Here is a 26468-nt window from a genome sequence, read left to right as displayed (position 1 = left end):
GATCGTGACATCCAGGGCCCCGACCTGGGTGTCGAAGGGCTGGCTCGGGTCGAGACGCTGGATATCGGTCATCCCGCGAGGACTCCTTCAAGTGACTTTGGACGGTCTCTTCAAGGGGCACGCGGTGACCTCTGGCTTCCGGCTACGACACTCTCGGACCTGCTCCGATGGTCGGCCGGTATACCACTGATGGCTGAAGCCGGGCTTTACACGCTGGAACTGTTGCAGCATGCGCAGGGCGTCGCGAACGGTGTCCAGACGAACCTCATAGCCGCCAAATCCGAGCTGAGCAATGTCGTGATCCAAGAGGCACCGTCGAGGTGCTCCGAATGACCGGGCTCGCACCAGGGCAAACACCGGACACCACGACCGGTCTGGACGGAAGTGGGAGCCCTCTCGCAACTGCACTCCTGGTCGAAAACGGGGTTCCGTCAACAGCCACGACCCAGGACGGGAAGACCATAACGATCACACCCAACCCGGACGGCACCACCACTGTCGCCCAGTCCATGCAGGGGCCGGACGGTTCGACCAGCACCACCACAACGACCAGCGACGGGCCACAGACAACCACTGTGCGCAAGCCGCGTCTGGATGGGTCAGGCATCATCGACACCACCACCCAGCCCGGCCGGAAACCCCCGCCTGACCGCGACATGGAACCCCGAAGGCATGCGGTCGTCTAGGAGTTCGCGGTCCGTCGTACCAAACGAACCCCGCCGGGCCTCCGGATCCACACCCTTTCCCGGGATCCACACCAGTTCTGAGCCGCTAGAACCGGTGTGGATCCCGAGAACTGGTGTGGATCCTGCGATTGGGCGGCGGCCTGAAGTGCTGGGTCAGCGGTGTTCGTTGAGGTACTCCAGGTAGATCGGTCGTAAGACCTCGGCGATCTCGCCGTCGCCGGCGTGGAGGTAGTCGTCGATCATGGGCAGCACGTATTTGATGTCGGCCTCGCTCTCGCCGAGGTTGCCCGCGGCGGCCTCGGCGGCCGGGATCGAGGTGAGCAGCCGCCACAGGAACTTCACGTCCCCGTGTCGCACGGCAAGCTTCACCGCTCGGTCGTGCAGTTCCTTCGACGACAGCGTGTCCAGGTCCTCGTTACCGGCCATACCAGCGACTGTAGCGGGCCGCGCGGCGGCGGGGCCCGGACCGCACCGGCGAATCCGCGGCCGCCCGGACCGATCGCGCGGGCACGGCGATAGCGGACGGGAGGTGAGGTTAACGACAAATTCACGGACACGCCTACCTGTGCGGAAGCGGGGAAGCGTGGTTCGGCGGTAGCGTCGATGGTGCGGGCCGCGGCGGTGTGGCTCGTACGGGAGGTCCTGACCGTGACTGAGCTATTCAGTACGAGGGGGCCGGCACCCGGCCCTCGTGGCATCTGACGGCAACGTCGGGTCCATCAGGACGGACCGGTCCAGCGAGATCGTTCGTGCGGGTGCCGCGCGGACAAAGAGGAGCCCACCGTGACTGCTTCACGCTCCGTTCCCGCTCCCTCGGCGCAATCCCGTTCCGCGAAAGGCGGAACCGCCGCGAAGGGGGCACACCCCTCGCATTCCCCGGCCGATACCTTCGTCATCGACACTTCGGTCCTTTTGTCCGATCCCTGGGCTTTCACCCGTTTCGGCGAACACGACGTCGTGCTACCGCTGGTGGTCATCAGCGAACTCGAAGGCAAACGGCATCACCACGAATTGGGCTGGTTCGCGCGGGAAGCCCTGCGCAACCTGGATGATCTGCGGCTGCAGCACGGCAGACTGGATCAGCAGGTACCGATCGGCGCCGAGGGTGGAACGCTGCAGGTGGAACTGAACCACACCGATCCCGCGGTCCTTCCGGTCGGCTTCCGCACCGACACCAATGATTCCCGAATCCTGGCGTGCGCACTCAATCTCGCGGCCGAGGGCCGCCAGGTGGTGCTCGTGTCGAAGGACATTCCGCTGCGGGTCAAAGCGAGTGCGGTGGGCTTGCAGGCCGACGAGTATCACGCGCAGGACGTCGTCACCTCCGGCTGGTCCGGCATGGTGGAACTCGACGTCAGCTCGGCCCAGATCGATCAGCTCTACGCGGAGTCGGTGCTGGATCTCGACGGCGCACGGGAACTGCCGTGCCACACCGGAATCCGGCTCCTCGGCAGCAGCTCCAGCGCGCTCGGCCGGGTCACCCCGGACAAGCGGGTCCAGCTGGTGCGCGAGCGCGAGGCGTTCGGCCTGCACGGTCGTTCCGCCGAGCAGCGCATCGCCTTGGATCTGCTGCTGGACGAGAGCGTCGGCATCGTCTCGCTCGGCGGCCGGGCGGGCACCGGTAAATCCGCGCTCGCGTTGACCGCGGGCCTCGAGGCCGTGCTGGAGCGGCGCACTCAGCGCAAGGTGGTGGTGTTCCGGCCGCTGTACGCGGTCGGCGGCCAGGAACTCGGCTACCTGCCGGGTAGCGAGAGCGAGAAGATGGGCCCCTGGGCGCAGGCGGTCTTCGACACCCTCGACGGGCTGGCCAGCCGCGAGGTGATGGAGGAGGTGCTCAGTCGCGACATGCTGGAGGTGTTGCCGCTCACCCACATTCGCGGCCGCTCGCTGCACGACTCCTTCGTGATCGTGGACGAGGCGCAATCGCTGGAGCGCAACGTGCTGCTCACCGTGCTCAGCCGGCTCGGCACCGGGTCACGGGTGGTGCTCACCCACGACGTGGCCCAGCGGGACAACCTGCGGGTCGGCAGGCACGACGGCGTGGCCGCGGTGATCGAGAAATTGAAGGGTCACCCGCTGTTCGCGCACATCACGTTGACCCGCAGCGAGCGGTCGCCGATCGCGGCGCTCGTGACCGAGATGCTGGAGGAGTACGGGCCTAACGCCTGATCTGGGCGGTGTGTTTCAGCTCACAGTCGACGGGTAATATCCCGGCTATAGCTGTTCGGCATGACCCGGCGTGTCACTTGGTGATTCGCCGGGTCTTTGCTGAACATCGGCCTAGGCTGCCAGCGGCGTCGCCGTGCCGGGGACGTCCGCGGTAGCCACTTTCGAGAGGATGGAAATGCACCACTTCGCTCGACGAACGGCTGGATACACTGCCCTGCTCGCGGCCGCTGGCCTGATCGTCGCGGGTTGTAGCAAGGATGAGGACAAGAACGACGACAACGCCGCGGCGTCGGTGACGGCCACCTCGGCCGCGATGCACAGCGGCGACGAGCACGCCTCGGGTGCGGCGGAGGAGACCAAGATCGCCACGCAGGGCGGCGAGGTCACCGTCTCCGGTGACATCTTCGACAAGTACATGCAGAGCGGCGGCCCGACCGGTGCGCTCGGCGCTCCGCTGGAAGCCCAGGAGTCCGGCCCGGAGGAGGGCAAGTACCAGGACTTCGCCGGCGGCACGGTCTACAAGGCCAAGGACGGCCAGGCGCACATCGTCTGGGGCGAGATCCGCAAGGCGTGGGAGGAGAACGGCGGCGCCCAGGGCAAGCTGGGCTACCCCACCAGCGACGAGAAGGACATCGCGGGCGGCAAGGAGAGCGACTTCACCGGTGGCACCATCACCTGGGTGGACGGCAAGACGACCGTCACGATGAAGTAGTTGGCACGTCGGCGTCCGGGATCGCCGGGGGCGGTCCCGGACGCCTGTCCGGTCTCATTCATTGAATCCCCGTACTACGGGCTCAACCGCTAGGTTGTCTTGGTGCAAACTCTCTTGACCGACCGCGAGTTGCTCGAATCGCTCGCGCTGGACGTGGAATCCACCCTGCGCCGTCACATCGACGCCGCCGACGGGTGGCAGCCGCACGACTACGTGCCGTGGGACGACGGCCGTAACTTCTCATTCCTCGGCGGTATCGACTGGGATCCGGAACAGTCCGAACTCAGCGAGGTTGCCAAGCTGGCGTTGACCGTCAGCGTGCTCATCGCCGACAACCTGCCCTCGTACCACCGCGAGCTCGGCAAGTACCTGCGCACCGGCCCCTGGTGGCGCTGGGTCGGTCGCTGGACCGCCGAGGAGAACCGCCACGAGATCCTGATCCGCAACTTCCTCATGGTGACCAGGTCGGTGGACCCGGTCGAGCTGGAGCGGATGCGGATGCAGCACATGACCACCGGCTTCCGCCGCCCCGGCATGCACCTGCTCGATGTGCTCGCCGCGTGCGCCTTCGAAGAGGTCGCCGCCGCGATCCGGCACCGCAACACCGCCGCGCTCGGCGAGAGCCCGATGGTCACCGCGATCGCCGAGCGCATCGCGCGCGACGACGAGCTGCAGGCCGTCTTCTTCGCTGACATGGTCGAGGCGGGCTTCAACGTGGCGCCGGATCAGACCATGCGGGCCATCGCCGATCGGATCGCCGATTTCGCGGTGCCGTCGGTGACCCTGGCCGACGGACGCAACAGCGACGACGTGCTCGCCGCGGCGGGCATCTACGATCCGGCCGCGCAGGACGAGCTGGTGTTCAAGCCGCTGTTGCAGCGGTGGAACGTCTTCACGCGGACCGATCTCGGCGAGCTCGGAGAAAAGGCGCGCGAAGAACTCGCGTACCTGCGCTGAATTTCTCCCGGTCGGCGCCAGGATTTCTGGCGTCGACCGGTTTTCTTTTCTTGCTTCGCCAAAATGTGGTGAAACGCACATCGCATAGCCCGCGATTAGCTGTGTGTAAGCCCGCTTCGGCGGGAGCAAGAAAGGAAAGAAACATGATCACAGCAATCGTCGGCGGTCTTGTCTCGCTGGTCGCGCTCGGCGCAGGTGCATTCCTGGCAGCACTCGGCATCTTCCTGTGATGCCCGGCGCGGGTACGTCTACTTCGGCGGACGTACCCGCGCGCACGTTCTTCGACCGTCACGCCGGGGCTGCCGGAGGGAGCCCGGCGTGACGCTCGAATAGTATTTCTATTTCTCGTCTTTCACCTTCGCCATCGACAGCACATCCAATCGGCGGTCGAGTTCTGCTTCGGTGAGTTTTTCATCGAGCAGGCCCCGGTCGATTACCGTCTGTCGAATTGTCTTCTTGTTCTTCAACGCTTCCTTGGCTACCGCGGCGGCCTCCTCGTAACCGATCGCCGAATTCAGCGGGGTCACAATGGACGGCGACGATTCGGCAAGTGTGCGAAGGTGATCCACATTCGCGACCAGACCGCGCACACACTTGTCGGCGAAGAGCCGAGAGACATTGGCGAGCAGGCGAATCGACTCGAGCAGATTGCGCGCCATCACCGGGATGTAGACGTTCAACTCGAACGCGCCGTTCGCGCCGCCGAAGGCGACCGCGGCGTCGTTGCCGATCACCTGCGCACCGACCTGCGTGACCGCCTCGGGGAGAACGGGATTCACCTTGCCCGGCATGATCGAGCTGCCGGGCTGCAGGTCGGGCAGCTGCAGCTCGCCGAGGCCGGTGAGCGGGCCCGAACCCATCCAGCGGATGTCGTTGGCGATCTTGGTCAGGCTCACCGCGACCGTGCGCACCGCACCCGAGGCCTCAACCAGTCCGTCCCTTGCCGCCTGCGCCTCGAAGTGGTCCTGCGCCTCGCGCAGCGCGTCGATGCCGGTGGCCCGGACCAGCTCCGCGACGACCTTGCCGCCGAAGCCGTCCGGCGCGTTCAGGCCGCTGCCTACCGCGGTGCCGCCGATCGGCAGTTCGCCGAGCCTGGGCAGGGTCGCCATCAGCCGGTCGATGCCCGCGGCGACCTGGCGGGTGTAGCCGCCGAACTCCTGGCCGAGCGTCACCGGGACCGCGTCCATCAGGTGGGTGCGGCCGGACTTGACCACCGTGCGCCACTCGGTCGCCTTGTCCAGCAGCGCGAGCCGCAGATGCTCGAGCGCGGGCACCAGGTCGGTGATCACGGCCTCGGTGGCGGCCAGGTGCACGGCGGTCGGGAAGGTGTCGTTGGACGACTGGGACATGTTCACGTCGTCGTTGGGATGCACGGTGACGCCGTTGGCCTTCGCGATCGAGGCGATCACCTCGTTGGCGTTCATGTTCGAGCTGGTGCCCGAGCCGGTCTGGAACACATCGATCGGGAACTGGTCGTCGTGCTTGCCCGCGGCGATCTCGTTCGCGGCGGCGATGATGGCGTCGGCCTTGGCCGGATCGAGCAGGCCGAGGTCCTTGTTCACCTTGGCGCACGCGCCCTTCAGCAGGCCGAGCGCGCGAATCTGCGCGCGCTCCAGGCCGCGTCCACTGATCGGGAAGTTCTCCACGGCCCGCTGGGTCTGCGCCCGCCACAACGCATCCACCGGGACCCGGACCTCGCCCATGGTGTCGTGCTCGATGCGGTACTGCGTCTCGTCTGCCATGTTTCCGACCATATGCCCGGGATGATCCGTGCGGGGCTGCCACGCGGTGTTGGCTCGGCCACGCCCTCGGCGCGGCCCGGATGTCCCGGGCCCGAGCGGATGAGATCGCGCCCGCGGCGCAAGCGCTCGGCCCGCTCGGACCCGAGACAGGCCGGAGACAGCTGTCGTCGGTGAAACCTCGATCAGGGCAGCGGCGGGACCGCGTGCTCGTCGCCGATGAAGTCGACCGAGGAGTACTCGCGCAGCTTGGTCAGGCGGTGGTAGGCGTCGATCATCCGGACGGTGCCGGACTTGGAGCGCATGACGATCGACTGGGTGGACGCGCCGCCGCCGTAGTAGCGCACGCCGCGCAGCAGGTCACCGTCGGTGACACCGGTGGCGCAGAAGAAGACGTTGTCGCCCGCGACCAGATCCTCGGTGGTGAGCACGCGGTCCAGGTCGTGGCCTGCGTCGATCGCCTTCTGCTTCTCCTCGTCGTCGGTGGGGGCGAGCATGCCCTGCAGTTCGCCGCCCATACAGCGCATGGCGGCGGCCGCGATGATGCCCTCCGGGGTGCCGCCGACGCCGACCAGGATGTCGGTGCCGGAGTCGGGGCGGGCCGCGGCGATCGCGCCCGCGACGTCGCCGTCGGAGATCAGGCGGATGCGCGCGCCCGCGTCGCGCACCTGCTGGATCAGGTCGGCGTGGCGGGGACGATCCAGGATGCAGACGGTCAGGTCCGACTTCGACAGGCCCTTGGCCTTGGCGACCCGGCGGATGTTCTCGCTGATCGGCACCGAGATATCCACCACGTCGGCGGCGTCGGGGCCGACCGCGATCTTGCTCATGTAGAACACCGCGGACGGGTCGAACATCGCGCCGCGCTGGGCGACGGCGAGCACGGCGATCGCGCCCGGCGAACCCTTCGACATCAGGGTGGTGCCGTCCACCGGGTCCACCGCGAAGTCGACCTCGGGGCCGGTGCCGTCGCCGACGAGTTCGCCGTTGAACAGCATCGGGGCCTCGTCCTTCTCGCCCTCACCGATCACAACGACGCCGCGCATGGACACCGAGTTGACCAACTGCCGCATCGCGTCGACGGCCGCGCCGTCGCCACCTTCTTTGTCGCCACGGCCGACCCACCGGCCGGCGGCCATCGCCCCGGCCTCGGTGACGCGGACCAACTCGAGCGCGAGGTTGCGGTCCGGCGCCTCGCGGCGGCTCGGTGTCGGGGAAGATGCCGTCATTGCGGGGTGCCTCCTGTGCGTCGGTACGTACCGGACGATTGTCTCACTCGGTTTGAGACGGCCGTACACCCTGCTCGGTGGATCGGGGTGCGAGAAGGAACACCGTGGGGGCGAGTGGATACTGGAACCCGTGCCCAACCAAAAGCCGCGCATCCTGAACGACTACCGGGATCTGTTCTGGTCGCTGATCCCGCTGGTGCTGATCGCGGTGGTGTTCGCCGGGCTCGCCAGCCAGTGCAGTTTCGCCGGAAACGGCCCGACGCAGGGCCAGATCCCGCATTTCGACGTGCGGGCCGCGCTCGACGCCGACGCGCGTTCGCTGCCGTTCCCGATCCGCAATCCGGCCGTGCCCGCCGATTGGACCCCGAACTCGGGCAGCCGCCAATCCATCAGCGGCACCGGCGGCGGACCGGTCAGCACTGTCGGCTATATCACCACGCAGGGCACCTACATGCGGTTCACGCAGAGCAACGCGACCGAGGAGGCGCTCTCGCGCTACGTCCTCGGTTCGCGCTACGCCACCGGTACCGAACAGATCGGCGACCAGAAGTGGGTCGTCTACTCCGAACCGGGCTCGGAACCGGCGTGGGTCGCCGATCTCGGTAAATCTCGTGTGCTCATCACCGGTGCGGGCGACCGCGCCGCGTTCACCACCCTGGCCCAGGCCATCGTCGCCGCGCCGCCCCTGAAATCCGGCGCCTGAGCGCGGGTCTCAGCGGTGGCTGACCACGTTGACGATGGTGCCGCTCGGGTCGCGCACGAAAAACCTTCGTACGCCCCATTGTTCGTCGCGTAGGGGGTAGACGATGTCGGCGCCCGCGGCGGTCATCGCCGCGTGCACCGCGTCGACGTCCTCGACCTCGACGCTCATGTCCGGCTGGAGTTGCTCCGCGTCCGGCCCGACGAGCAGGACCTGGGCGGTCGGGTTGGACGGCGACACCATGGTGACGACCCAGCCGAGATCCATCGCCTCCTCGAAGCCGAGCAGCCGGTAGAACTCGCGGCTGCGCGCGATGTCGTCGGTGCGGATGTCGGGGGTGGCGCGCCGGATCGTCACTTCTCGTCCTCGAGGTCGGTGCGCGAGAGGGCGTCCTCGACGCGCTTTCTGGCGCCGGCCAGGTGCTCTTCGCAGCGATTGGCCAGGGCCTCGCCCCGCTCCCAGAGCGTCAGCGACTCGTCCAGATCGAGGCCGCCCTGCTCGAGCATCTTCACGACATTGACCAGTTCGTCGCGGGCGCGTTCGTAACCGAAGGTGGCGATCTCGGCCAGTTCGGACTCGGCCTCGGCCAAGGTCAGCTCCTGTTCGTCTCGGTGTCGTCGGTGTCGGCTCGGGTGCCCGCCGCCTGCGAGCCCGTCGCTTGCGAGCCCGTCGCTTGCGAGCCCAATGCCTGGGTGCCCAGCGCCGCCGCGGTGATCGCGCCGTCGGCCACCCGGATGCGCAACTGGCTGCCCGCCTGCGCGTCCTCGATGGTGCGCACGACGTGTCGTTCGGTGCCGGTAACGCGCTGCACGACAGCGTAACCGCGGGCCAGAGTCGCGGCCGGTCCCACGGCGGTGAGCTTTTCGCGCAGATGCCGGGTCGCGGTCGCCTCGGTGCGGATGAACTGCTCGGCGCAGCGCCGAGCCGAGGACCGCAGCCGCTCGACCTCCTCGGTGCGGCGCTCGATCTCGCGCAGCGGGTCGGCGAGCACCGGCCGCGAGCGCAGCTGGCTCAGTGCCCGCGTTTCGCGCTCGACCCAGCCGCGCAACGCGGCGGCCGAGCGGGCGCGCATGTCGCGCACTCCCGCCAGTTCCGCCGCGGCGTCGGGCACGACGCGCTTGGCGGCGTCGGTGGGTGTCGCGGCGCGCAGGTCGGCGACGAGATCGCTGAGCGGGTTGTCGGGCTCGTGCCCGATCGCGCTGACGATGGGGGTGGTCGCGGCGACGATCGCACGGCAGAGCGCCTCGTCGGAGAACGGCAGCAGGTCCTCGACGCTGCCGCCGCCGCGGGCGAGCACGATCACCTCGACCTCGGGGTCGCGGTCGAGCTGTGCCAGCGCCTCCAGCATCTGCGGCACCGCGGTCGGTCCCTGCACGGCGGTATTGCGGATCTCGAAACGTACTGCGGGCCAACGATTACGGGCGACGGTCAGCACGTCGCGCTCGGCCGCGCTGGCCCGCCCGGTGATCAGGCCGATGGTTTTGGGCAGGAACGGCAGCGGCCGCTTCAGGCGCGGATCGAACAGTCCCTCGGCGGCCAGCAGTGCCTTCAGTCGTTCGATCCTGGCGAGCAGTTCGCCGACGCCGACCGGGCGGATCTCGCTGACCCGCAGCGACAGCGTGCCGCGACCGGTGAAGAACGCGAGCTTGCCGTAGACCACCACGCGACTGCCCTCTTGCAGCGGAACGGGTGAGCGGCGAATGAGATCCGGGTCGCAGGTGACCGACAGCGACATGTCGGCCGACGGATCGCGCAGCACCAGGAACGCGGTGCGGGTGCCGGGGCGCAGGTTGATCTGGGTGATCTGCCCCTCGACCCAGATGCTGCCGAGCCGGTCGATCCACTGCGCGACCTTGAGCGCGACCGAGCGGACCGGCCACGGTTGTTCGGCCGAGTTCTCCCGGCCTGCCGGGGTGGCGGGGCCGGATTCGCGCGGCGGACCGGGGGTTTCCCGGCCCGCCTGCGACGGTGAGGTCCGGGGTTCGGTCACTGCGCCCGCACGGTGGCGATCCGATTCGTCAGCATGGTCACGAACGGCGCCCTGGCGAGGGTCTGCTGCTCGTAGTCCAGCAGCGCGGAAAGGTCTTCGAGGCTCAGCATGCGCAGGCGGGCGCGCAACTGGGCCAGGGTCATGTTCGCGTAGTCGTAGCGGGTGGCTACTTCCGGCACACTGATCCGCGGCGCGGGGTCGGCCGCGCGCTCGATCTCGGGTTCCGTCGCGGCGGCGACGGGTTCTGCCACGGCGGCAAGGGGTTCCGGCTCGACGGCGTGCAGGGTGACGCCATGGCCGTTGCGCTCGCTCGCGGCGTCGGCGGGGGCGGTGAAGGAGGCGGGCTCTGGGTCGTCGGCGTACAGGTCGAAGCGGCTCGCGCGGATCTGACCGGTGGCGGGCTCGGCGGGCAGATCCTCGTCGAAGGTGGCCCACTCCGGCTGCTCCTGCGGAGTATTGGCCAACCGGTCGAAGACCGCGTCGCCCTTGAGTGCGAGGCTGGTCACGAACTGCTGGACGTGCATCGTCGTCTGCAGCATCTGGCTGATGGCGGTGATCGGCAAATTCATTGCGGCCGTGGGTAGCCGACGAGTCTCCTCGATGGCGTACACGGCCGCCCCGGCGGCTACCCGGGCCAGGAAGGGTGGTCGAAACATGGTCCTAGCCTGCCCGAAATGGTGTGCTAAGCAAAGGTCGGGAATCACGGGGTGTGATTCTGGCGGATGAATACGCGTGCGGGCCGCACGCCTCGCCGTCGGCCGCGGCGGGGTTCGCGCGCCGGGTCCGGGCTCGATGTGGTCCGGTCACAAGGTGAGTCGACGCACCGTCGCGGTGGCGTGTGTCAGGTCGGCTCATGCCGGTCCCCGCCACGTCGGGGCCGTGTGCGGGGCCGGTCGGGGCGCCCTGGCAGCCAGCGCCCGGCCAGCGCGTGGCCCGTGTCCGCACGTAAGCTGTCGGCATGTCCACGGCCATACCCTTGAACCTCGGAATCGCCCGCTCGACGGGAGCCGGAACCGCCGAGCGCGCCGGTGGTAAGCGGGTGCTGCTAGCGGAACCGCGCGGATACTGCGCGGGCGTGGACCGCGCGGTGGAGACCGTCGAGAAGGCGCTGGACAAGCACGGCGCGCCGATCTACGTGCGCAAGGAGATCGTGCACAACCGCCACGTCGTGGAGACGCTGCGCGAGCGCGGTGTCATCTTCGTCGACGAAACCGACGAGGTGCCCGAGGGCGCGCTGGTCGTGTTCTCCGCGCACGGTGTCTCGCCCGCGGTGCACGAATCGGCCGCCGCCCGCAACCTGCACACCATCGACGCGACTTGCCCGCTGGTGACCAAGGTGCATCAGGAGGCGAAGCGCTTCGCTCGCGACGACTACGACATTCTGCTGATCGGCCACGAGGGCCACGAAGAGGTGGAAGGCACCGCGGGCGAGGCGCCCGAACACATCCAGCTCGTCGACGGACCCGACTCGGTGGACAACGTCACCGTGCGCGACGAGTCGAAGGTGATCTGGCTTTCCCAGACCACGCTCAGCGTCGACGAAACCATGGAGACGGTGCGGCGGCTGCGCGAGCGGTTCCCGACGCTGCAGGATCCGCCGAGCGACGACATCTGCTACGCCACCTCGAACCGGCAGACCGCGGTCAAGGCGATGGCGCCGGAATGCGATCTGGTGATCGTGGTCGGCTCCAAGAACTCCTCCAACTCGGTCCGGCTGGTCGAGGTCGCGCTGAACGCCGGCGCGAAGGCCGCCCACCTGGTCGACTTCGCCCGCGAGGTGGATACCGCCTGGCTCGACGGTGTGCAGACGGTCGGCATCACCTCCGGCGCCTCGGTGCCCGACATCCTGGTGCGCGGCGTGCTCGACATGCTCGCCGAGCACGGTTTCGGCGACGTACAGCCGGTCACCACCGCCAACGAGACCCTCGTCTTCGCCCTCCCGCGCGAGCTGCGCACCGGCACCCGCAGCTGACCCCGGCCGTCATTCGCGGTCGGCGACCCGGCGCATGCCGGCCAGCCCCGCGAAGACGGTGAGCAGCACCTGCGCCGCTGTCGGCCAGTCGACCAGAAAACCCACCGGCGCGGCGGTGATCACGGCGGCCGCGAGCTCCCGCCACGGCGGCGCCGCGGGCTGCGGACTCGGCTGCGAATCGCGCTCCTCCTGCGGTGGATGCGCGGTCACACGGACTCCAGCAGCGTTCGCAGCAGCCGCTCCGTCTCCCGCGGTCGCGCGGACTGTGCGGCGAGGAGGTCCGCGATCTGGAGATAGCGGGCGATGTTGTTCTGGTCCTCCATATACAGCGTGCTCCTCGGCTGCGAGATGCACACGACGTCCGGCAGCAACGTCTCGACGAAGCGCAGATAGACGAACGCGCTGTCCACGATCGCGGGCCCGAACGCGGCCTCGTCCACGATCTGGACCACGATGTTGTCCTGTTGGATGCGCCGCGCCAGGTACTCGAGCTGAGCCCGCCAGACCGTGACGCCACCGATCTGCCTGCGTAAGGCGCTCTCCTCGACCAGGACCCACAGGTAGGGCGGAGGATCGCGGTTCAGGATCTGCTGGCGCCGCAGGCGCACGGCCAGCAGCTCGTCGATCTCCGCGCCGGTGCGATGTGGATGCCGCAGACGCAGTGCTGCCCTTGCGTATTCGGGTGTCTGCAGCAGGTCGGGGACGACCCCGGGTTCGTAGCAGCGGATCGTGCGCGCGGCCCCCTCGAGGCTGAGCAGCTCGAATCCCTTGGGCAGCGAGTCGCTGTCACTGTGCCACCAGCCGGGGCGGTTGCCCAGCTGCACGAGCGACAGATACCGGTCGTGCTCTTCGGGATCGATCACGCCATAGCAGGTCAGCAACTCGACCAGGTCGGGCCGATTGAGGCCGACCATGCCGGATTCGATCCGGCTGACCTTGGATGCGTTCCAGTAGAGCTGCGTGGCGACCTCGTGCTGGGTCACCCCCCGTTCCTTACGCAGCTGCTGGAGGCGCAACCCCAACATCCGGCGGAGCACCGTGGGCACATCACCGATGTCGGTGATCCCGCGGGTACCGGTCGGCGCGGTGTGGTCGAAGCGATGCTCTGCGTTCACGCCATCGAGTCTGGCACTGGAAGTAGCAAAATGTACTTGCAAATGTGCGTGCATATGGCGGCGCGCGGGTGAAAGACGGCGGGTGGCCTTGACGTGGGCCGGTCCGAGTCGGGGGACGGCTCAGAGGTTTTCGGGGCGGCGGCGCTCGGTGCGGCTCGAATCGCGTTCGCGGTAGCGGACGTTGGGTTGCGGGTGCGGCGGGGGTAGGTCGCCGCGGCGGCGGGCGGTGGTGCCGCGGGGCGGGTCGGTGTCGGTGCGCGGCATGGCCGCGGTGGGCCGGGCGGCACCGCGCGCGGCGGGCCTGCCTTCGCGGGAGCGGGCCACGCGCGGCGGGGCATCGGCGACCGGGGCCGCCGCGGCGCGACGGCTCGGGCGGGCGGGCGCCTCGTCGAGACCTGCCTCGTCCGGATCGGCCTTGGGCCGGCGGGAACGCCGCCGGGCCGAGTCGGCGAGTGCGGAGCCGCGCTCGCGGCCACCGCGCGGGCGCCTGGCCGAGGGGCGGCCCCAGCTTTCGCCGCGCCGCGACTCGGTGCCGCCCTCGGCCTGCTCGATGCGGCGCTGCAGCAGGATGCGAGCGCCACCGATGAGCAGCACGAGCACGGTCGCGAGCATCATCGTCGGAAAGCGCTGCACCAGCGGCACCGCCAGGTTCAGCAGTACATCCTTGATCGAACTGGCCGGGCGGCCGGTCAGCTGCTGATAGGCCAGTGGCACGGCGATCGACAGCAGCAGCGGCGGCAGCACCATGGCGGTGAACAGGGCGCGGTAGCGGACCGCGAGCACGGCTGCCACACAACCGACGATGTACAGCGCGGCGAAGGTACCGGTGAGATCGGTAGCGTCGCCGTGGGCGTCGATCAAGAACCCGAGAAACGTACAGGCAACCGCGATCAGGACCGCCGCGCCCACCGGGATGCCCGGGACCGTCGGCAGGATCGAACGATGCGGCGCGGGCACCCGGGTTCGCACACGTTGGGAAGCAGCCACATGATGAACACTAACTGCCGCCGCGCCCCGGGGCGTTATGGCACGGCGGTTCCCTGGCCTAATCGTCGGCGTCGGCGAAGCCCACCGAGCGCGGCACCGCGTCGACCCGTTGCATTGCCGGGACCTCCTGTTCCGAGACTTCCAGGTCGTGCAATTTGCGCGCGGTGACCATCACCCGCGATTCCACCGAGGCCACGGTGTAGTTGAAAGCGTCGACGGCCTTACCGAGTTGCGCGCCGAGCCGATCCAGATGCCTGCCCGTCATACCGAGCCGCGCGTAGAGTTCCTTGCCCAATTGCTGAACGGTTGCCATATCCCGCGACAGCGCCTCCTGTCGCCAGCCGAAAGCCACCGTACGCAGCAACGCGATCAACGTGGTCGGCGTCGCCAGGATCACGTTGCGGCCGAAGGCGTACTCGAGCAATCCGGAATCCGTGGTCAGCGCGGCGTCCAGGAACGGATCGCCGGGCACGAACAGCACGACGAATTCCGGCGCCGGATCGAAGGCCGCCCAGTACGCCTTGTCGGCCAGTTGGTCGACATGGCCGCGCAGGTGCTTCGCGTGTCGGATCAGATGCTCGGCACGGGCATCGGGATCGTCGACGGTGCTGGCGTCGAGGTACGCGCTGAACGGCACCTTGGCGTCGACCACGATGTGCCTGCCCCCGGCCAGGTGCACCACCAGGTCCGGACGGACGGTTCCGGTCCGGTCGTTCGCACCGTCGCCGCGGGCCGCCCGGGACACCTGCGTGTCGAAATCGCAGTGCCGCGTCATGCCCGCGAGCTCGACCACCCGCTCCAATTGGATCTCGCCCCATCGGCCGCGCACCTGCGGCGCGCGCAGCGCGGCGACCAGCTGACTGGTCTGGCTGGTCAGCTGCAGCGAGGTGCGCTGCATCCCGGCGACCTGCTCGCGCAGGCCCGAGTACGCGTTGATGCGATGGTGCTCGACCTGCTGGATGTGCTGATGCAACGCGCCGACCGCGTCCCGCAGCGGATCGATCAGCGCGCCGATGGCATGTGAATGCCTGCGTGCCGCATCCTCGTTCGCCGCGTTGAGCGATTGCCGGAGCAGCCGCTCGTTGTCGGTGGCCGCGGCCAGTCTCGCCTCCGCTGCCACCGCGCGTTGTCCGGCGCGCGCGGCGTGGCCGAGCCAGCCGAGCCCAACCCCTGCGGCGAACACCAGCATCAGTGCGACGAGCATCGGTGCGGTCATAGCGCCGATAGTGCCGCACGACACCGACAAGAACGCCAGGTCGGCTATCCGCCCGCACCGTGTCGGCAAATACCGCCTGGCGCAGGCACGCTCGGACCTGTCCGCGAATCCATAACGGGGCTTGCGTGACCCGGACCGGGAAACACCGTGGACACGCCGCGCGAGGTGCGCGGCTATCCGACACGGCGGGCTCGGCAATTGATATCTGTCGGTGCACTCGCCTACGGTTTCGCGGCATGCGGATGCTGCACACCTCGGACTGGCACATCGGGCGCACGTTCCACGGGGTCGATCTGCTGGCCGATCAGGCTCGGGCACTGACCGCGATCGCGGAGCTGGTGGCCGCCGAGTCGGTCGATGTGGTGGTGCTGCCCGGCGACGTGTACGACCGCTCCATTCCGAGCGCGGACGCGATCGCGGTGTGCAATCGGGGATTCGAGGCGATTCGCGCCGCCGGGGCGGTGATCGTCGCCACGTCGGGCAATCACGATTCGCCCGCGCGGTTGGGGGCGGGCGCGAGCTTCGCGGCGGCGGGCGGCCTGCACCTGCGCACCACGGTCGCCGACGCGGACCGGCCGGTCCTGCTGGACGACGCGCACGGCCCGGTGGCGTTCTACGGCATTCCCTACCTGGAACCGGAGATCACGCGCGCGGAACTCGGTGTACCGCAGGCCCGTTCGCACGCCGACATCCTGGCCGCCGCGATGGCGCGGATTCGGGCCGATCGCGCCGGGCGTCCCGGGGTCCGCGCGGTGGTGCTGGCGCACGCCTTCGTCGTCGGCGGGGAGGCGACGGGTTCGGAACGGTCCATCTCGGTCGGCGGCGTGGAGACGGTGCCGATGTCGGCCTTCGACGGCATCGACTACGTCGCGCTCGGGCACCTGCATTCGCCGCAGACGCTGTCGGAGTCGGTGCGCTACTGCGGCTCGCCGCTGCCGTACTCGTTCGCCGAGAGCTCCCACCGCAAGGCGGTGTGGCTCGTCGACCTCGATGCCGCGGGCCTGCGCCAGGTGCGCCGCCACGACCTGCCGGTGGTCCGCGGGCTGAGCAAGCTCACCGGCACCCTGGACGAGCTGCTCACCGACGCGAGCCACGAGGCCGCCACCGACGACTACGTCGCCGCGGTCCTCACCGACTCGGCCCGGCCCGTGGACGCCATGCGCAAGCTGCGCGAACGGTTCCCGTACGCGGTGCACGTGGAGTGGGTACGCCCGGAGGGCAATCCGGAGCTGCGCTACCGTGAACGGGTGCACGGCCGCCGCGACACCGAAGTAGCGCAGACCTTTCTGACCGATGTGCGAGGGGCGCCCAGTACGGGCGAAATGGCTTGGCTGGAACGGGCACTCGCGGCCGCGGTGGCCGAGCCCGACCGCGTGCTGACCGCGACGGAATCGGCGACGGAACTGTCGGCGTGAGTGGTACACCCGCGGTGGCGAGCGCATGAGGCTGCACCGGCTCGAGATGACCGCGTTCGGCCCGTTCGCCGAGACCACGGTCATCGATTTCGACGCGCTCGGCGCCGACGGGCTCTTCCTGCTGCACGGGCAGACCGGCGCGGGCAAGACCACGGTGCTGGACGCGATCGCGTTCGCGCTCTACGGCAAGGTCCCCGGAGCGCGGGGTGAGAGCAAGCGCCTGCACTCCGATCACGCACCCGACGAGACGCCGCCCCAGGTGGTGCTGGAGGTGACGCTGGGCGGCCGCCGCCTGCGCCTGACCCGCATCCCCGAATTCGAGCGGCCCAAGCGGCGCGGCACCGGGATGCGCACCGATCCGGCGAAGGCGACGCTGACCTGGCTGGACGGCCGTGGGGAAAACCTGTCCCGGATACCCGACATCGGGGACGAGATCATCCGGCTGCTCGGGATGAGCGCCGACCAGTTCTTCCAGGTGGTGCTGCTGCCGCAGGGTGACTTCGCGCGCTTCCTGCGCGCGGAGAACGAGGATCGGGAGAAGCTGCTCGAAAAGCTCTTCGACACCGAACGATTCGGCAGCGCCGAGCAGTGGCTCGCGGACAAGCGCCGGGCTTCCGCCGCCGATCTGGAGGCGCGCAAGCAGGGGATCGACCGGCTGATCGCCAAGGTCGGTGTCGCGGCGGGGGTGAGCGCCACCGAGACCGTGGGTCCGCTCGAGGCCGTCGGCTGGTCGCAGGATCTACTCGCCGCCGCCCGCACCGACCTGACCGGCACGGCCGCGGAAACCGAACGCTGCCAACAGGAGTCGGCGCGGGTGCAGGGCATGGCCGAGGAGCAGCGCCGGCTGCACGGGCTGCGTCGCCGGATGGCCGCCGCGCACGCCCAGCTCGAGCAGTACACCGCCGCTGCCGACCGGCGCGGCGCGCTGCGGGCCGAACTCGACGCGGCCCGGCGCGCCGAACCGGTGGTTGCCGCGATCGACGAGGCCAGGGACGCGGTCATGCTGATGCGCGCCACGGAAAACGAAACCGGCAATGCGGCAAGCCGATTGGCCACCCGACTGCTGGAGCCCGGCGCCTCGGACCTCGGCGGCGCGGAGCTGATCGACGTCGGGGACCAGCAGGCCGCGGCGTCGTCCGACCCGGACAGCAGGGGTGTGGAGGGTGATCGCGCACCCTCGGTGCGCGACGACGCCGATATCGACGCCGCGATCCGCCGGTGGAGTGCGCAGATCGGAGGGCTGGACGAGGTGCGCGCCGACGCGACGGCCGCGACCCGGCTCGGCACGGAACTGACGGCACTACGCGCCGAAAGCAGCACGCTCACCGCCCGGCTGGCCGAGCTGACCAAGCGCCGCGACCAGCTGCCCGGCACCCTCGCCGCGCTCGATGTCCGGCTCCGCGAGGCGACGAGCGCGGCCGCTACGCTGCCGACCCTGACCGCCGAGTGCGAACGTCTGCAGGCCGCCGCCGGGGCCGCGGTCGAACTCGCCTCGCGCAAAACGGATCTGGATCACGCCAGGATCGAGTTCGAGACGGCGCGCGCCGCACACAACGATGCCAAGGAGCGGGTGCTCGACCTGCGTGAGCGCAGGTTGGCGGGCATGGCCGCCGAACTGGCCGGTGGGCTCGTCGACGGGTTGCCGTGTGCGGTATGCGGTTCCGCGGCACACCCGGCGCCGGCGCGCCCCACCGCCGACGCCGTCTCCAAGGACGCCGAAGACGCGGCGGTGTCCGCCGAACGCGCCGCCGAGGACGCGCGTGATCGGGTGCAGGCCCGCATCACCGGTCTGGAGCGCGAGATCGAGGCGCTCATCGCCCGCGGCGGCGACGCCGACCGGGTCGAGCTGGCCGCCGCCCTGCGCGCGGCCACCGATCGCTACGAGGACACCGCCGAGCTCGCGGCCACGGCCGAGGCGTTGTCGGCCGACCTCACGCGCCTGCGCACCGACGAGACTCGGCTGCACGACGAGCTCCGCGCGGCCGAGTCGCGCCGCAGCACCGTCGCCGCGCACATCGTCGCGGCCGACACCCGGCTCGCGGAACTCACCGAGCGGCTGCGCGTCGCGGCGGGCGCGGACGAGACCATCGACCGTCGCCGCGCCCGGCTCACCGCCCTGGTCGCCGATGCCACCGCCTTGCGCGAGGCCCGCGCCGCGGCCGTCGCCGCGCGCGAGAAGGTCGCGGTCATCGCCGACCGGGTGGAAAGCCTCGCCCGTGCGGCGGGTTTCGTGCCGGACGGCGAGATCCCCGCGCCGGACGAGCACGTGGCGCGATTGACCGCGTACGCGCGAGTCGTCAACGCGGCGAGCCGAACCCCGCAGCGGCAGCAGGAGATCGATGCCGAGCTGGCCGCCGCCGACAACGCCCGCGCGCACGCGCAGGCCGTGCTCGCCGAGCCGGAGATCCAGGACGCCGCGGCGCGGGAGCCGGGCGATCTGGCCGAGGTCGAGGCGCTCGTCGATGCCGCGCGAACGCGACTCAACGCCGCGGTCGCCGCGCACGCCGAGGCCAACCGGCGGGTGAGTCAGCTGGAGGACCTCGGCGGCCAGCTGTGGGCCGCCGTCGATCGGATCGCACCGCTGCAGCGCACCCACGACGAACTCGCCGGGCTCGCCGAAGTGGTGGCGGGGCGCGGTGCGAACAATCGCCGGATGTCGCTGCGCTCGTACGTGCTCGCCGCCCGGCTGGAGGAGGTGGCGCAGGCGGGTTCGGTGCGGCTGCGCCGAATGTCAGGGGGCCGTTACGAATTCGTGCACTCGGACAAGGCGGGCCCGCGCGGGCGCCGGGGCGGGCTCGGCCTGGACATTCGCGACGACTACACCGGCGCGATACGTCCGGCGAAAACCCTGTCCGGCGGGGAAACCTTCATGGCCGCACTGTCTTTGGCGCTGGGGCTGGCCGATACGGTGGCCGCCGAGTCCGGCGGTCTGGTGCTGGACACCCTGTTCATCGACGAGGGTTTCGGCGGCCTGGACGCCGACACCCTCGACGCGGTGATGGGGGTCCTCGACGAGCTGCGTGCCGGTGGTCGCGTCGTCGGCGTCGTCAGTCACGTCGACGAGATGCGTCAGCGCATTCCGAGTCGGCTGCACGTGCGTCGCGGCCGCGCGGGCTCCCGCCTGGAGGCCACCGTCGCCTGAGCGGCCGGTTGCTCAGGCCTCGTGGTCGAGCAGCCAGCGCTTGATCGGCAGGCCCCAGCGGAAGCCGCCGAGCGCACCGCCGATCCGGAAGACGCGGTGGCAGGGGACGAACAGGGCCGCGGCATTGCGGGCGCACGCGTTCGCGGCGGCGCGGGTGGCATCGGGACGGCCCGCGCCCGCGGCGAATTCGGTGTAGGTGATCGGGCTGCCCGCCGGGATCTGGCGCAACACCTCCCACGCGTGCAGGAGGAACTCCCCGGAATGCTGGCGGACCGGCACGGTGTCGATCGCGGTGAGATCGCCGCGGTGGTAGTCGATCACGGCCTGGGTGACCGGGCCGAGCGAATCCCGGTGGCGCAGTTCGGTCGGGCGCAGCGCCGGATGGATCAGCGTGCGCAGGTTCTCCGCGTCGGTGGTCCAGCCCGCGGCGAGCACGTATCCCGTGGCGTCGGTGAGCGCGGTGAACGGGCCGATCGGCGTGTCCGTCGTCGCGAAATCGGCTGTGCCGGTGCCGCGGTGGCGCGCGGTAGTGCGACGGGTGGTGGCTGCGGTCATGTTCGGCTCGCCTTTCCGGCGGTGGTCTTGGCGCGGTCGGTCAGCGCGGCCTTCCACAGGTGCATGGACAGATAGGAGCGCCACGGCGCCCAGCGTCCGGTGTCGGCCAGGTCGACGCCGAGCAGCGCGGCGCCCTGGCGCACCACCAGATCGGTGTTGAGCAGCACGTCGGGATCGGCGAGCAGCCGCATGGTCACGTAGTCGGCGGTCCAGGGGCCGACGCCGTCCAGCGCGAGCAGGTCGCGGCGTAGGTCGGCGGCGGTGCGGCCCTGGTGCAGCGCGAGTTCGCCGCCGGCCAGCGCCTCGGCGACACCGATGATCGAGCGGACCCGCCGGGCCGGGCCGGTGAGCACCTCGGCGCCCCGTTCGGCGATGGTGGCCGGGGTCGGGAACAGCAGCGGAATGGGCCCTTCGACACGGTCGCCCAGCGCCTCGACCAGGCGCGCGGTGTGCGTGGCGGCGGCCGAGACCGAGATCTGCTGACCGATCATGGTGCGCAGCAACAGCTCCGGGCCGTCGAGGCAGCCGGGCACCCGGATGCCGGGGCTGAACACGGGCTGGCGGGTGGCGGTCGCGCCGGGCACGTCCTCGGCGTCCGGCGGTGCGCCCGCGCCGGCGTCGGGCAGCCGGGTGGTGTGCGGATCGGCGGCTTCCGGCGTCGGAATGTCTTGTCCCGCGCTGACTCCAAGCACCTCGTCGATGCCGACCGGATCGGCGTCGAGGTCGAGCAGGTGGCGCAGGCGGGCGACGGTCGGCGCCAGGTCGCGCATGTCGTGCAGCGCGAGCTCGGCGCGGACGTGATCGCGCTGGAAGCTCAGCCGCGTGGTCGCGTACCCGTGCGGAGTGCGCAGGTTTCTGGTGTAGGAACGGTTCTCCCACAACTCCATTCCGGGCGCCACGTGCGCGGAGAGGAACCATTCGAGCCAGGCGCGGTCCAGCGGCTCGCGGTAGGGCAGCCGCAGGCTGAGCGAGCCGTTGACCGGTGGCGCCTGGCGGCTGTTCGAGCTGGATTTGGCCCGTTGCGCCTCGGTGCGCATGGTGGTGGGACTGACCGCGAATACCTCGCGCACGGTGTCGTTGAACTGACGGATGCTGGCGAAGCCCGCTGCGAAAGCGATGTCGGACATGGGCATTGCCGTCGTCTGGATCAGCAGTCGCGCCGTATGCGCCCGATGCGCACGCGCCAGAGCCAGTGGCCCGGCGCCGAGTTCGGTGGTGAGCACACGGGTGAGCTGCCGCTGCGAATAGCCCAGGGTGGCCGCCAGTGCGGGCACGCCACCGCGCTCGATCACACCGTCGCCGATCAGCCGCATCGCGCGCGCGGCCAGGTCGGCCCTGGTGTTCCACAGCGGCGAGCCGGGCGCCGCGTCGGGCAGGCAGCGGCGGCAGGCCCGATACCCCGCCTGCTGCGCCGCGGCGGCGGTCGGCAGGAACGAGACGTTCGTCCGTTTCGGGGTGATCGCCGGACACGAAGGGCGGCAATAGATTCCGGTGGTCCGCACCGCGGTGAAGAATTGTCCGTCGAATCGGGAGTCTCTGGTCGACACCGCCCGGTAGCACCGCTCGAAATCCAACACCGTGATCGTCACGCCCACCACAATGTCATTTGGAAGCATTCTCCGCTAGCGGAAATTCGCCACGATCGCCGACGTGCCGCTGAGCTGCGGAGAACGCGGATAAATGCTGGAACTCGGTGCCGCTCAGCAGCAGCGGTTCTGCGGATTGGTGTCGGCGTCCGCGTGCCTGCCGCGCCAGTACTCGCGCTCGGTGGGGATTTCACAGCCGGGATGGTTACGCGTCAGGTGCGCGACATAGCGCTGATAATCCTGGCCGCCGAGGATCGAGTCGAACCACCACACGACGTTGCGAACCGCTGTGCCACAGGCCTTTCGGGCCGCCCGCAGGCGCCGCAGCACGGCCGGTCGAGCCGACCGGCCGTGCTGCGGGGTAGCACCGAGTGTCAATGCACGGCTTTCGCCGCGCCCGATGGCCGGATTTGCCCCGAGGCGATCAGGGCGTCCCATTCCTGTTGCACCTCTTTCTCGGTCGACGTCGGGAAGAAGCCCCTGGGCGCGAAGATCTTCGACGGTTCGTCGGGTGTCTCGCTGCTCTCGCCGCCGCCCGCGCGCCAGGCTCGCACGCAGACCAGCACACCGACGATCGCCACGATCAATACCAGCACCGCGAAGACGATCGACAGGCTGCCCTGGATGAAGCTGTTGCGCACCACCTTCTCCATATCCTCGGCCGTCTTGGCCGGCGCCACTACCTTTCCGGCGTCGAGCGCGGCGCTGTAGATGCTGTGCTGCTTCCAGTAACCGATCTTCGGATCGGCGGAGAAGATCTTCTGCCAGGACGCCGTCATCGTCACGATCAGGTCCCAGACCAGCGGGATGGCCGGAATCCATGCCCACTTGATCAGCCCCTTCTTGATCACGATGGTGAGCACGACGGTGAGCGCGATCGCGGCGAGCAACTGGTTCGAGATACCGAACAGCGGATACAGGGTGTAGATGCCGCCGAGCGGATCGGTGACACCCATCAGCAGCACCGAGCCCCACGCGGCGACCACGATCGCCGAGCACAGCCACGCGCCGGGCCGCCACGACGGATCCTTGAACTTCTTGGCCGCCCCGCCCAGGTTGCCCAGGGAGTCCGAAAGCATGAAGCGCGCGACGCGGGTGCCCGCGTCGATCGTGGTGAGGATGAACAGCGCCTCGAACATGATCGCGAAGTGATACCAGAACGCTTTGAGCCCGGTGCCGCCGAGGAAGCGGTGCAGCACCTCGGACATGCCGACCGCGAGCGTCGGCGCGCCACCGGTGCGCGAGACGATGCTGGTCTCGCCGACGTCCTTGGCCGCCTGCTCCAGCTGGCCCGGGGTGACCGGCGGGCCGCTGAGGCCGAGGCTGTTGGTGTAGGCGGCGGCCTTTTCCGCGGTGCCGCCGGTGACACCGGCGCCCGCGTTCATCGCGAAGTACAGGTGCTGGTCGATGATGCTGGCGGTGATCATCGCCATGACCGCGACGAACGACTCCATCAGCATGCCGCCGTAGCCGATCATCCTGGCGTGCGACTGCTTCTCCAGCAGTTTCGGCGTGGTGCCCGAGGACACCAGGGCGTGGAAGCCCGACAGCGCGCCGCAGGCGATGGTGATGAACAGGAACGGGAACAGGCTGCCCGCGAAGGCCGGACCGCTGCTGGAGCTTGCGAACTGCGAGACCGCGGGTGCCTTGAGCACCGGCATGGTGATCAGCACGCCGACCGCGAGCAGGACGATGGTGCCGACCTTCATGAAGGTGGACAGGTAGTCGCGCGGCGCGAGCAGCAGCCACACCGGCAGCACCGAGGCGATGAAGCCGTAGGCGATGAGGAACCACGCGATGGTGGTGCCCGAGAGGGTGAACCAGTCCTGGCCCCAGCCGGATTCGGCGACCCAGTTGCCCGAGATGATCGCGAGCAGCAGCAGCGCGAAACCGATCAGGGAGATCTCGCCGACCTTGCCGGGGCGCAGGTACCGCAGGTAGACGCCCATGAACAGGGCGATCGGGATGGTCATCGCGATGGAGAACACGCCCCACGGGCTGCCGCCGTGCAGCACGCCGTCCTTGTCGGGGGTCGCGGCCAGCGCGTTCACCACGACGATGCCGAGCACCGCGAGCAGGATCATCATGATCACCAGCACGGCGATGATGGCGGCGATGCCGCCGACCACGCCGAGTTCGTCGCGTGCCATCTGCCCGAGGCTGCGACCGCGGCGGCGGGTCGAGGCCCACAGCACCAGGTAGTCCTGCACCGCGCCGGCGAGCACGACGCCGAACACGATCCACAGTGTGCCGGGCAAGTAGCCCATCTGCGCCGCCAGGACCGGACCGACCAGCGGACCCGCACCCGCGATGGCGGCGAAGTGGTGCCCGAAGAGCACCCGCCGGTCCATCGGCATGTAGTCCTTGCCGTTTTCCAGGATCTCGGCGGGTGTGGCCTGATCGTCGCGCGGCTTGGTGATCTTGTGTTCGATCAGCCTGGCGTACAGCTGGTAGGCCAGCACATAGGTACAGACCGCCGCGACCACGATCCACACCGCGTTGACCGACTCGCCTCTGGAGATGGCGAGCACGGCCCAGGCGATCGCGCCGATGACGGCGATCACCGCGAAAATGGCCTTCTTGGTGGGGGTGATAGGCGAACGGTCCACGACACCAACGGGAGGTAGGTCGGGATCAGTCCGGAGGTATTCGATGGTCGCCATGCGAACTACTCTCCCGTGAGATCGAGCTTGACTTGCTGAAACGTTGACAACGTAGCTGAACTGAAGCGCGCTCGAGCCGGACTTAGCCAAGTCTGAACATTCGCTGCATTTCGTTCTCGGCGCGGCGACTCGTGCTGTGTCTTCCTACGAGTAGCGGCGTGCGCGTGGGTACGGGTGGCCCACGTAGCTGTGCTTCGGCGGGGTCTCGGTCGAGGTCGCCGGCGCGGGCTTGGCGTGTTCCCTCGCTCCACGATGTTGCCATCCGTATGCTGCCATGCTGGCTCGGGCATTCGTTGGTCGGACCCACTGTGGAGGCATCGTGGCACCGGTTCGCCGTCGCACGCTGCTCGGCGCGGCACTGGCCGCGCCGGTGCTCGCGACGCCCGGATGCGCGGCCGACGACGACGCGCTGACGTTCTTTTTCCAGGCCAGGCCCGAAGAGGCGCGGGTGCGCGCGCTGATCATCGACGAATTCCGGAAGCGCCACCCGGACATCAGGATTCGCACGATCATGTCCGGGCCCGATCCTCAGCAGCAGCTGCTCACCTATTGCGCGGGCGGCAACTGCCCTGACGTGGTGATGGCTTGGGAGTTGCTCTACGCCGGGCTGGCCGAGCGGGGCGTGCTGCTGGATCTGCGCACGCTGCTCGACCGCGAGACCGGATACGCCGAGATGCTGCGCGCGGACAGCTATCCGGCGCTGTATGACACGTTCACCTACGCGGGCGGTCAGTACGCGCTGCCCGAACAGTGGTCGGGTGTGTTCCTCTATTGCAACCGTGATCTGTTCGACGAGGCGGGACTGACCGCGCCGGCCCGCTGGCGCGAAGCCTGGTCGTTCGACGAATTCCTTGACGCGGCACGAACTCTCACCCGCGCTCGGCGCTGGGGCTTCGCCGACGCCTGGGTGCCCTACTATTCCGCGGCCTGCTTCGGGATGAACAACGGGTCGCCGTGGTTCACGCCCTCGGTGGCGCCGACCAGGACCAATCTCGGCGATCCCCGCTTCGCGGCGGGCTTTCAGTTCTATGCCGATCTCGCGTTGCGGCACGGTGTCGCGCCGAAAGTCGCCGACCGGCTGTCCATCTCGGCGCCGGACCTGTTCCGGGCCGGTCGGGCGGCGATGGTCCTGGGCGGGCACTGGTTGTATTCGGAGTTCGCCGGTCGCGACGGGCTTCGCATGGATGTCACGGTGCTTCCGGTCGGCCCGCACGGTGGACCGGGCGCGGTCACCGCTGTCGGCAGCACCGGGCTGGCCATCGCCGCGGACAGCCCTTGGATCGAACAAGCCTGGGAGTTCGTCAAATTCGCGACCGGGCCGGCGGGGCAGGCCGTCATCGCCGCCTCCGGCCTGTTCACGCCGGTGCTGAAGTCCGCCATGCGCACACCGGGTTTCCTTGCGGCGCACCGGGACCTGCGCAACCTCACCGTGCTCACCGAGGGCCCGGAGAACTCGAGACCGTTCCCGGTGACTCCGGCCTGGGGCAAGATCTCCGCGCTGCTGGAACGCGACGCGAACCGGGTACTGCGCGGCGCTGTGCCCGCCACCGCCCTCGACCCGGCCGCCGTCGATGCGCTGCTGGACGCCTCATGAACTCTGACGAGTTGTCGCGCCGGCGAACACGGCCGCGGCGC

The 26468-nt window shown here is 69.4% G+C and carries 24 protein-coding genes; 9 read left to right on the top strand and 15 right to left on the bottom strand.

All coding sequences use genetic code 11. The features are described from left to right. Positions 1-189: 189 nt before the first annotated feature. On the top strand, positions 190-333 hold the full coding sequence (locus tag F5X71_RS30625; protein ID WP_167465122.1) for a hypothetical protein: 144 nt from the start codon (positions 190-192) through the stop codon (positions 331-333). 506 nt (positions 334-839) lie between these two features. Here the strand turns inward: F5X71_RS30625 and F5X71_RS30620 are convergent. Next, complete coding sequence (locus F5X71_RS30620; protein ID WP_167465121.1) at positions 840-1112, bottom strand: hypothetical protein; 273 nt, start codon at positions 1110-1112, stop codon at positions 840-842. A gap of 357 nt (positions 1113-1469) precedes the next feature. Here F5X71_RS30620 and F5X71_RS30615 point away from each other — a divergent pair, with 357 nt between their 5' ends. From F5X71_RS30615 to F5X71_RS30605, 3 genes are all read left to right on the top strand, one after another. Then, the gene (locus F5X71_RS30615; protein WP_167465120.1) at positions 1470-2855 is read left to right on the top strand and encodes a PhoH family protein; all 1386 of its coding nucleotides are present in this window, start codon (positions 1470-1472) and stop codon (positions 2853-2855) included. Positions 2856-3024: 169 nt separating this feature from the next. Then, a complete protein-coding gene (locus F5X71_RS30610; protein ID WP_342803750.1) occupies positions 3025-3567 on the top strand; it encodes an esterase in 543 nt (180 codons plus the stop codon). 102 nt (positions 3568-3669) lie between these two features. After that, positions 3670-4524 carry an acyl-ACP desaturase gene (locus tag F5X71_RS30605; RefSeq protein WP_167465119.1) on the top strand — a complete coding sequence of 285 codons (855 nt, stop codon included), beginning with the start codon at positions 3670-3672 and terminating at the stop codon, positions 4522-4524. A gap of 338 nt (positions 4525-4862) precedes the next feature. Here the strand turns inward: F5X71_RS30605 and F5X71_RS30600 are convergent, their stop codons facing one another. Together F5X71_RS30600 and glpX are read right to left on the bottom strand one after the other, a co-directional pair. After that, positions 4863-6266 carry a class II fumarate hydratase gene (locus tag F5X71_RS30600; RefSeq protein WP_167465118.1) on the bottom strand — a complete coding sequence of 468 codons (1404 nt, stop codon included), beginning with the start codon at positions 6264-6266 and terminating at the stop codon, positions 4863-4865. 182 nt (positions 6267-6448) lie between these two features. Continuing rightward, the gene (gene glpX / locus F5X71_RS30595; protein WP_167465117.1) at positions 6449-7492 is read right to left on the bottom strand and encodes a class II fructose-bisphosphatase; all 1044 of its coding nucleotides are present in this window, start codon (positions 7490-7492) and stop codon (positions 6449-6451) included. A gap of 130 nt (positions 7493-7622) precedes the next feature. Between glpX and F5X71_RS30590 the strand changes: the two genes are divergently transcribed. Continuing rightward, on the top strand, positions 7623-8195 hold the full coding sequence (locus F5X71_RS30590; RefSeq protein ID WP_167465116.1) for a DUF4245 domain-containing protein: 573 nt from the start codon (positions 7623-7625) through the stop codon (positions 8193-8195). A gap of 9 nt (positions 8196-8204) precedes the next feature. Here the strand turns inward: F5X71_RS30590 and F5X71_RS30585 are convergent, their stop codons facing one another. The 4 genes from F5X71_RS30585 to F5X71_RS30570 are packed head-to-tail and all read right to left on the bottom strand — an operon-like array spanning position 8205 to position 10838. Continuing rightward, positions 8205-8549 carry a VOC family protein gene (locus F5X71_RS30585; RefSeq protein WP_167465115.1) on the bottom strand — a complete coding sequence of 115 codons (345 nt, stop codon included), beginning with the start codon at positions 8547-8549 and terminating at the stop codon, positions 8205-8207. After that, positions 8546-8782 (bottom strand): exodeoxyribonuclease VII small subunit, encoded by a 237-nt coding sequence (locus tag F5X71_RS30580; RefSeq protein WP_167465114.1) that lies wholly within the window; start codon positions 8780-8782, stop codon positions 8546-8548. Before F5X71_RS30580 ends, F5X71_RS30585 begins: the two co-directional genes overlap by 4 nt. Before the next feature lie 2 nt (positions 8783-8784). Continuing rightward, a complete protein-coding gene (xseA, locus tag F5X71_RS30575; RefSeq protein ID WP_238815563.1) occupies positions 8785-10182 on the bottom strand; it encodes an exodeoxyribonuclease VII large subunit in 1398 nt (465 codons plus the stop codon). Then, positions 10179-10838, bottom strand: a complete 660-nt coding sequence (locus F5X71_RS30570) for a lipid droplet-associated protein (RefSeq protein ID WP_167465113.1) — start codon at positions 10836-10838, stop codon at positions 10179-10181. The genes xseA and F5X71_RS30570 overlap by 4 nt, the downstream gene beginning before the upstream one ends. A 302-nt stretch (positions 10839-11140) precedes the next feature. On the opposite strand from F5X71_RS30570, the gene F5X71_RS30565 reads away from it, so the two are divergent. Beyond that, positions 11141-12154: a 4-hydroxy-3-methylbut-2-enyl diphosphate reductase gene (locus F5X71_RS30565; RefSeq protein ID WP_167465112.1), complete on the top strand. Its 1014-nt coding sequence runs from the start codon at positions 11141-11143 to the stop codon at positions 12152-12154. Positions 12155-12163: 9 nt separating this feature from the next. Here the strand turns inward: F5X71_RS30565 and F5X71_RS30560 are convergent, their stop codons facing one another. From F5X71_RS30560 to F5X71_RS30545, 4 genes are all read right to left on the bottom strand, one after another. Further along, positions 12164-12364 (bottom strand): hypothetical protein, encoded by a 201-nt coding sequence (locus F5X71_RS30560; RefSeq protein ID WP_167465111.1) that lies wholly within the window; start codon positions 12362-12364, stop codon positions 12164-12166. Further along, the gene (locus F5X71_RS30555; RefSeq protein ID WP_167465110.1) at positions 12361-13269 is read right to left on the bottom strand and encodes a helix-turn-helix domain-containing protein; all 909 of its coding nucleotides are present in this window, start codon (positions 13267-13269) and stop codon (positions 12361-12363) included. The genes F5X71_RS30560 and F5X71_RS30555 overlap by 4 nt, the downstream gene beginning before the upstream one ends. 120 nt (positions 13270-13389) lie before the next feature. Further along, positions 13390-14256 carry a DUF6542 domain-containing protein gene (locus F5X71_RS30550; protein ID WP_194250744.1) on the bottom strand — a complete coding sequence of 289 codons (867 nt, stop codon included), beginning with the start codon at positions 14254-14256 and terminating at the stop codon, positions 13390-13392. Positions 14257-14314: 58 nt separating this feature from the next. Beyond that, a complete protein-coding gene (locus tag F5X71_RS30545) occupies positions 14315-15472 on the bottom strand; it encodes a DNA recombination protein RmuC (RefSeq protein ID WP_167465109.1) in 1158 nt (385 codons plus the stop codon). Positions 15473-15708: 236 nt separating this feature from the next. On the opposite strand from F5X71_RS30545, the gene F5X71_RS30540 reads away from it, so the two are divergent. Both F5X71_RS30540 and F5X71_RS30535 read left to right on the top strand, forming a co-directional pair. Next, positions 15709-16887 carry an exonuclease SbcCD subunit D gene (locus F5X71_RS30540; protein ID WP_167465108.1) on the top strand — a complete coding sequence of 393 codons (1179 nt, stop codon included), beginning with the start codon at positions 15709-15711 and terminating at the stop codon, positions 16885-16887. 25 nt (positions 16888-16912) lie between these two features. Then, on the top strand, positions 16913-20029 hold the full coding sequence (locus tag F5X71_RS30535; protein WP_167465107.1) for an AAA family ATPase: 3117 nt from the start codon (positions 16913-16915) through the stop codon (positions 20027-20029). Positions 20030-20041: 12 nt separating this feature from the next. Here F5X71_RS30535 and F5X71_RS30530 read toward each other — a convergent pair whose 3' ends face one another. The 4 genes from F5X71_RS30530 to F5X71_RS30515 all read right to left on the bottom strand — a co-directional run bounded on the left by F5X71_RS30530 (position 20042) and on the right by F5X71_RS30515 (position 24833). Beyond that, positions 20042-20584, bottom strand: a complete 543-nt coding sequence (locus F5X71_RS30530; protein WP_167465106.1) for a methylated-DNA--[protein]-cysteine S-methyltransferase — start codon at positions 20582-20584, stop codon at positions 20042-20044. Beyond that, on the bottom strand, positions 20581-22200 hold the full coding sequence (locus F5X71_RS30525; RefSeq protein WP_167465105.1) for a DNA-3-methyladenine glycosylase 2 family protein: 1620 nt from the start codon (positions 22198-22200) through the stop codon (positions 20581-20583). The genes F5X71_RS30530 and F5X71_RS30525 overlap by 4 nt, the downstream gene beginning before the upstream one ends. Positions 22201-22284: 84 nt before the next feature. Further along, a complete protein-coding gene (locus F5X71_RS37285) occupies positions 22285-22488 on the bottom strand; it encodes a YbdD/YjiX family protein (RefSeq protein ID WP_238816057.1) in 204 nt (67 codons plus the stop codon). A 56-nt stretch (positions 22489-22544) separates the two neighbouring features. Beyond that, the gene (locus F5X71_RS30515; RefSeq protein WP_167465103.1) at positions 22545-24833 is read right to left on the bottom strand and encodes a carbon starvation CstA family protein; all 2289 of its coding nucleotides are present in this window, start codon (positions 24831-24833) and stop codon (positions 22545-22547) included. A gap of 274 nt (positions 24834-25107) precedes the next feature. Between F5X71_RS30515 and F5X71_RS30510 the strand changes: the two genes are divergently transcribed. After that, positions 25108-26427, top strand: a complete 1320-nt coding sequence (locus tag F5X71_RS30510) for an ABC transporter substrate-binding protein (protein ID WP_167465102.1) — start codon at positions 25108-25110, stop codon at positions 26425-26427. The last annotated feature ends 41 nt before the right edge of the window (positions 26428-26468 follow it).

The sequence above is a fragment of the Nocardia brasiliensis genome (genome assembly GCF_011801125.1).
GTDB lineage: Bacteria > Actinomycetota > Actinomycetes > Mycobacteriales > Mycobacteriaceae > Nocardia > Nocardia brasiliensis_C.
Note: the sequence above shows the minus strand (reverse complement) of the source record. Positions and strands in the feature narration are given on the sequence as shown.

Excerpts from the sequence above, each read along its gene's own strand:
- F5X71_RS30545 (WP_167465109.1), bottom strand. The coding sequence starts at position 15,472 with ATGACCGCACCGATGCTCGTCGCACTGATGCTGGTGTTCGCCGCAGGG.
- F5X71_RS30600 (WP_167465118.1), bottom strand. The coding sequence starts at position 6,266 with ATGGCAGACGAGACGCAGTACCGCATCGAGCACGACACCATGGGCGAG.
- F5X71_RS30530 (WP_167465106.1), bottom strand. The coding sequence starts at position 20,584 with ATGACCGCAGCCACCACCCGTCGCACTACCGCGCGCCACCGCGGCACC.
- F5X71_RS30525 (WP_167465105.1), bottom strand. The coding sequence starts at position 22,200 with ATGCTTCCAAATGACATTGTGGTGGGCGTGACGATCACGGTGTTGGAT.
- F5X71_RS30610 (WP_342803750.1), top strand. The coding sequence starts at position 3,025 with ATGGAAATGCACCACTTCGCTCGACGAACGGCTGGATACACTGCCCTG.
- F5X71_RS30625 (WP_167465122.1), top strand. The coding sequence starts at position 190 with ATGGCTGAAGCCGGGCTTTACACGCTGGAACTGTTGCAGCATGCGCAG.
- F5X71_RS30620 (WP_167465121.1), bottom strand. The coding sequence starts at position 1,112 with ATGGCCGGTAACGAGGACCTGGACACGCTGTCGTCGAAGGAACTGCAC.
- F5X71_RS30515 (WP_167465103.1), bottom strand. The coding sequence starts at position 24,833 with ATGGCGACCATCGAATACCTCCGGACTGATCCCGACCTACCTCCCGTT.
- F5X71_RS30540 (WP_167465108.1), top strand. The coding sequence starts at position 15,709 with ATGCGGATGCTGCACACCTCGGACTGGCACATCGGGCGCACGTTCCAC.
- F5X71_RS30510 (WP_167465102.1), top strand. The coding sequence starts at position 25,108 with ATGCTGGCTCGGGCATTCGTTGGTCGGACCCACTGTGGAGGCATCGTG.
- F5X71_RS30565 (WP_167465112.1), top strand. The coding sequence starts at position 11,141 with ATGTCCACGGCCATACCCTTGAACCTCGGAATCGCCCGCTCGACGGGA.
- F5X71_RS30570 (WP_167465113.1), bottom strand. The coding sequence starts at position 10,838 with ATGTTTCGACCACCCTTCCTGGCCCGGGTAGCCGCCGGGGCGGCCGTG.
- glpX (WP_167465117.1), bottom strand. The coding sequence starts at position 7,492 with ATGACGGCATCTTCCCCGACACCGAGCCGCCGCGAGGCGCCGGACCGC.
- F5X71_RS30535 (WP_167465107.1), top strand. The coding sequence starts at position 16,913 with ATGAGGCTGCACCGGCTCGAGATGACCGCGTTCGGCCCGTTCGCCGAG.